Below are 5,898 nucleotides of genomic sequence, written 5' to 3' on the forward strand. Positions count from 1 at the left end.
GTTGTGTATAAGAGACAGCCCCCGAGCTGGTCGGCAAGGGTGGCTGGTTGAACACAGGTGGTAAGAGTCTGACCCTCGCGGACCTGCGAGGGCGGTGCGTAGTTGTAGATTTCTGGACGTTCTGCTGCGTGAACTGCCTGCATGTGATCGACGAGCTGCGGGAGCTGGAGGAGAAGCACCGCGACACGCTTGTGGTCGTCGGCGTGCACTCGCCGAAGTTCGTGCACGAGGCCGACCACCAGGCCGTCGTGGACGCTGTCGAGCGGTACGGCGTGCACCACCCGGTGCTGGACGACCCCGAGCTGGCGACGTGGAAGCAGTACGCGGTCCGCGCCTGGCCGACGCTGGTGGTGATCGACCCGGAGGGGTACGTCGTCGCCCAGCACGCGGGCGAGGGCCATGTGCACGCCATCGCGAAGCTCGTGGCTGAGCTGGAGGAGGAGCACGCGGCCAAGGGCACGCTCCGGCGCGGCGAGGGCCCGTACGTGCCGCCGGAGCCGACCCCCGGCGACCTGCGCTTCCCCGGCAAGGCGCTGCGGCTGCCCGGCGGGACGTTCCTGGTGTCCGACACCACCCGGCACGCGCTGGTGGAGCTGGCGGCGGACGGCGAGACCGTGCTGCGGCGGATCGGCAGCGGTGAGCGCGGCCTCGTGGACGGACCCGCCGACCGCGCGGCGTTCAACGAGCCGCAGGGCCTGGCGCTCCTGCCGGACGGCCGGATCGTCGTCGCCGACACCGTGAACCACGCGCTGCGGGTCCTCGACCCGGACAGTGGGGCCGTGGGCACCCTCGCCGGGACCGGTCAGCAGTGGTGGCAGGGCGGCGCCACGGCGGGCCCGGCCCGCGAGGTGTCGCTGTCCTCGCCGTGGGACGTCGCCTGGTTCGGTGACCGGTTGTGGATCGCGATGGCCGGCGTCCACCAGCTGTGGACGTACGACCCGGCGGCCGGCACGGTCGCCGTCGCCGCCGGTACGACCAACGAGGGGCTGGTGGACGGCCCCGCCGCCGAGGCGTGGTTCGCTCAGCCGTCGGGCCTCGCGGCGGCCGAGGACCGTCTGTGGATCGCCGACTCCGAGACGTCCGCACTGCGCTGGATCGACGCGGACGGCAACGTGTCCACCGCCGTCGGCACCGGCCTCTTCGACTTCGGCCACCGCGACGGTGCCGCCGAACAGGCCCTGCTCCAGCACCCGTTGGGCGTGACGGCCCTCCCCGACGGCTCGGTCGCCGTCGCCGACACCTACAACCACGCCCTGCGCCGCTACGACCCAGCGACCGGTGAGGTCACCACCCTCGCGACCGACCTCCGCGAACCGTCCGACGCGGTCCTCACCGAGGACGGTGAGATCCTCGTCGTGGAGTCGGCGCGGCACCGGCTGACCCGTCTGCGGCTGCCGGAGGAGGCCGTCAAGGTGGCCTCGGTGGCGCACCGCACCCAGCGCCAGGCCACGGAGGTCGCCCCCGGCGAACTCGACCTCGACGTCGTCTTCCAGGCGCCGACCGGCCAGAAGCTGGACACCCGGTACGGTCCGTCGACGCGACTCCTGGTGAGCGCCACCCCGCCGGAACTGCTGGCGGACGGCGAAGGCCAGGGCACCGACCTGCGCCGCCGCCTGCGCCTCGCGCCGGACGTGCCGGAAGGCGTGCTGCACGTGTCCGCCATGGCCGCTTCCTGCGACGACGACCCCGACAACCCGTACCCCGCCTGCCACGTCCACCAACAGGACTGGGGCGTCCCGGTCCGCGTCGTCCCCGACGGCGCCACGCGGCTCCCGCTGGTCCTCGCCGGCCTCGACGCGGACGCGTAGGCCGGGTGCGGCAGGGCGCGGGCCTCCGGGCGGCCGACGCGGGGACGGATACGCTGAGGCCCGGCGGTGCATGAGCAGGGGACGCACCCCGAAAGGTGCGCCCCCTGAAACCGCCGCTGGAGCCGGAACCGGAACGCCACAAGTGTGGCTGGATCAGCCGGTCGGTCGGGCTCAGTGCGAGCGGACTGAGCTTGGTGCCCGCCCGGCTACTCGTCGTCCTCGGAGTCGAACCCGCCACCGCACTTGGGGCGGACCTTGAGCTTCGCGGTTGTGTCCGCCTGGTAGCGCTTCCCGTCGGCCGTGTACGTGAGCCGGACGCCGTTCATGGACCCACGCCCGCCGGCTTTCACGCCGATCGCGAGGAGATCATCGTTTCCAGCCTTGACCGTGGCGCCGGGTATCGCTTGACGCTTTGCCCAGAAGGCCAGATCAGCGGGCGAGCCGACCTTGGGGTTCGTGTGGTGGTTCGGCGGCCATCCGTCGTCCGCGCCAATTCCCACAGCTCCACCGCTTGGCTCAGGTAGAGCCACAGCACCGATGAGTTCCAGGTTCTTCGGTTCGATCAGTTCGGCGTCGGTGATGACGATGTCGTGGCGACCTTCGTTCGTGAGCGTGACATGACCCAACGTGAAGATCATTTCTTTGGTGTAGCCGACGCAGACTGTGGAATGACTCTCGCCCGCGCTCAGTGGACCATCGCCTGCACCGGCAGTGCAGCCGTTGGCGGCGGCAAGTGTCATCGCCGCCGCCAACGTCGCCACCGTCTGGGCGGATCTTCTCACGTCAGAACCCCGCGCCCCGGGCGACAAGAAGTCCCGGTGAATTGCCAGGGAGTCCCTTGGTTCCGCAGAGCTGTGCCGCCTTCGGGAACTCGAACTTGAGCGAGGAGGATCGAGTGTATCCGGACTGACTTGTGAGATCCACACCAATCACGTCGTCCAGTTTGACCCCCTTGGAGTAGGAGCTCATCTTCGACTTGTCCTGTACGAAGTCGCTGCCCTTCTTGTGAGGAACGCAGTTCCTCTTGGGCGTCTTGGGGTAGGCGGACTTCACGCTCTTGGCGCCGCCGGCAAAGCTCGTGGGCTTGGCGTAGAAGGTGAAGTCAGGGCCGGGGCTGCGGCTGGTGTTGCAGTAGAGCCCGTACTTGTACATCGTGTAGTGACGGATGCCGGTCTTGGGGCCCTGGGTGCCGAATCCGATCGACGCGGAAGTGGACCGCTTGAGAGAGCCGTTTCCGCTGAACGTGCCGAATTTTCCGCTCTTGGACATGCCGACTGCCAGCGATGCTTCCGCCGACGTCGAATAGCGGTACGTGGCCTTGGCGCCGGAAGGGCCGGTCTGGTAGTGCATCCCGACCGACACCCAGCGCTTGCCGAGGCTCCGAAGGTACTTCTCGCCGGTCACGGGGCATCCGTTCGCGAACTTGGCGCCCACGCCCGCGCGCTTCCCGTCCGACTCGCTCTCGTATCGCTCCATCCGAAGGTCGCGGTTCACGGGCTTGATAACCGGGTCCTCTTCGCCCTGGGCGAGGCTGAGATTGGCGACTCCGCCGGCCGTGCGCTTCATGTCTGCCGAAGCGGAGCTGACTCGCAGGCTCAACGAGTCGGTCGCGATGTCGTCCGGGCTGCCGTCGGTGGCGGTGATGTCGACGTCCACGTTGCCCGCCGCTGAAGTCATTCCGGCGAGCTGGAGCGTGTTGGCGACGCGTAGTTGGTAGTTCCCGTTGCTATCGGCCCGGGTCTTCGCGATGACGCGGGTGGGAACGTCGTCGCCCTCTTCGAGCTGGCCGAGGGCTTCGCCGTCCGGCCAAGCGGTTGCGTAGACATAGGCGTTGGCCGCCGTCTTGCCGTCGGGCTTCCGCACCGTTCCCGTAATGAGCGCCGAACCGGTTATCTCGCGGGAGTCCTTGATCTCCGGCAACCACCCGCCCGATGAGCGCGTGGTGTCGTCGGCGAGCGCGGGAGTGGACATGGCCGTCATCAGTGCGGCACTGCCCAGAGCAAGGCTTACTTTGAATCTGCGGCCGAGCCGCGTTGGCGCGTGCGTGCGCACAGTAACTCCCCCTGTTTGGTGTTGACGAGTTCCCGGCCCGTGGTCGGTGGGCTGGTCAGGAACTGTCCGCCACGCTAGGTGAGAGAGTGGTTACGATCAAGGGATTTGAGGGGGATCTGAGCCTGACGGGACGTAGGTTATCGGTCGGTGTTCACCAAGGCGTGAGAGCCGGAAGTGCTGGCGGCTCGCGCACCGGCTCGCAGAGATGAGAGGCCCGTCCCCGGCCGGTAGTGGGCCCCTCGTGTCGGATGGCTGGCACGTCGTGGCTTCCCCGCGGCCTACACGGGAACGGGTACGGCCGCGCCGCCTTCGGGGGTGTCGTCGCCGTCGGAGCCTCCCGCGGGGGTGCGGGCGTCGCGGTAGCCGGTGGTGACGGCGCCGCCGAGGTAGGCGGCGAGGGCGAGGGCGGCGGTCGCTGCGAGAAGGAGCGACGCTCGGCGTATGCGTCGGCTGGCCATGGTGTCCCCCTGTCGGTGTGGGTGGTCGACGGACAGGCCGCCTGGAAGGACGCGCCCGCGCCGGGGCATGGTTGCTCGCCCACGTGGCTGCGGTCGGCAGAGCCGCCCGGCGGCGGCCCGACCGGGGCGCGTGGCGGCGCATGAGAGAGGGGCGCACCATGCAAGGTGCGCCCCTCTACCCCCGTGCGGAAGACTCTGCCGCCCGATGTTCACGGGGATGTCATGGCCACGGCCCGAGACGGCGACAGCAGGCGGAGCGGCCCGTTCCGCCTCGCGCCCTCAGCGTTCACGCACCGCGCAGGAACGCGGTCAGCGCGGCGGCGAGCAGCGCCGGGTCGTCGGCGCCGGCCAACTCCCGGGCGGAGTGCATCGACAGGATCGCCACGCCGATGTCGACGGTGGTGATGCCGTGTCGGGCAGCTGTGATCGGACCGATCGTCGTGCCGCACGGCATGGCGTTGTTCGAGACGAAGCTCTGCCACGGCACCCCGGCCCGCTCGCAGGCCGCCGCGAACACGGCGCGGCCCGAACCGTCCGTCGCGTAGCGCTGGTTGACGTTCACCTTGAGGATCGGGCCGCCGTTCGGCACCGGGTGGTGCGTGGGGTCGTGCCGCTCGGCGTAGTTGGGGTGTACGGCGTGCCCGGTGTCGGAGGAGAGGCAGACGGTGCCGGCGTAGGCGCGGGCCCGGTCCTCGTACGTGCCGCCCCGGGCGAGCACCGAACGCTCCAACGCGTTGCCCAGCAGTGGGCCTTCGGCGCCGGTGTCGGACTGGCTGCCGTTCTCCTCGTGGTCGAACGCCGCGAGCACCGGGACGTACCCGAGGTCGGCGTCGTCCTCCGCCGCGTCCAGCAGGGCGGCAAGACCGGCGTGTACGGACAGCAGGTTGTCCATGCGCGGGCCCGCGATCAGCTCGCGGTCGCGGCCGAGGTAGGCGGGCGGCTCGACGCTGTGTGTCATCAGGTCCCAGCCGGTGACGTCGGCGGCCGGCACACCCGTCTCGTCGGCCAGGAACTCGATCAGATCGCCCTCGCGGACGTCGCCCAGGCCCCAGATCGGCGTCATGTGGCGCTGCCGGTCCAGCTTCAGCCCCTCGTTGACCTGCCGGTCGAGGTGGATCGCGAGCTGTGGGACGCGGAGCAGCGGCCGGTCCACGTTGACCAACCGCACCTCGCCGTCCCGCAGCACCAGCCGGCCGGCCAGGCCCAGGTCCCGGTCGAGCCAGGTGTTGAGCAGCGGCCCGCCGTAAATCTCGACCGCGACCTGCCGCCAGCCGTGCGCCCCGGTGTCCGGCGTCGGTTTGACCCGCAGGTTCGGCGAGTCGGTGTGGGCGCCGACGATCCGGAACGGCGTCGCCGGCGTCGCGCCCTGCGGCACGTACCAGGCGATGAGCGCCCCACCGCGCAGCACGAAGCGCCCGCCCGCCTCACCGTCCCAGGCCTCCGTCTCCGCCAGTCGGCGGAAGCCGGCCTTCTCCAGCCGCTCGGCGGCCACCGCCACGGCGTGGTACGGCGTGGGCGCGGCGGCGAGGAAACGGAGGAGATCGTCGGTGTGGGCGCGATCCGGCGGGTTGGTAGAAGGC

At 70.3% G+C, this 5,898-nt stretch carries 5 protein-coding genes; 1 reads left to right on the forward strand and 4 read right to left on the reverse strand.

The window, feature by feature from the left end; translation table 11 throughout:
• Positions 1-26 precede the first annotated feature (26 nt).
• Positions 27-1,808, forward strand: coding sequence for an NHL domain-containing thioredoxin family protein (locus GL263_RS19775; RefSeq protein ID WP_228456673.1), 1,782 nt, complete (start codon positions 27-29; stop codon positions 1,806-1,808).
• 206 nt (positions 1,809-2,014) lie between these two features.
• Here GL263_RS19775 and GL263_RS19780 read toward each other — a convergent pair whose 3' ends face one another.
• The 4 genes from GL263_RS19780 to GL263_RS19795 form a co-directional block, all read right to left on the reverse strand.
• Positions 2,015-2,590, reverse strand: coding sequence for a hypothetical protein (locus GL263_RS19780; protein WP_228456672.1), 576 nt, complete (start codon positions 2,588-2,590; stop codon positions 2,015-2,017).
• A gap of 1 nt (position 2,591) precedes the next feature.
• On the reverse strand, positions 2,592-3,860 hold the full coding sequence (locus tag GL263_RS19785; RefSeq protein WP_182857076.1) for a hypothetical protein: 1,269 nt from the start codon (positions 3,858-3,860) through the stop codon (positions 2,592-2,594).
• A gap of 278 nt (positions 3,861-4,138) precedes the next feature.
• Complete coding sequence (locus tag GL263_RS19790; RefSeq protein ID WP_182857077.1) at positions 4,139-4,318, reverse strand: hypothetical protein; 180 nt, start codon at positions 4,316-4,318, stop codon at positions 4,139-4,141.
• Positions 4,319-4,604: 286 nt separating this feature from the next.
• Positions 4,605-5,898 (reverse strand): M18 family aminopeptidase (locus tag GL263_RS19795; protein WP_182857078.1); only part of this gene is annotated, 1,294 nt, incomplete at its 5' end.

The organism is Streptomyces durbertensis (assembly GCF_014156695.1).
GTDB classification, from domain to species: domain Bacteria; phylum Actinomycetota; class Actinomycetes; order Streptomycetales; family Streptomycetaceae; genus Streptomyces; species Streptomyces durbertensis.

What these genes read in the sequence shown, in the direction of transcription:
- GL263_RS19790 (WP_182857077.1), bottom strand. Translation starts at nt 4,318, where the DNA reads ATGGCCAGCCGACGCATACGCCGAGCGTCGCTCCTTCTCGCAGCGACC.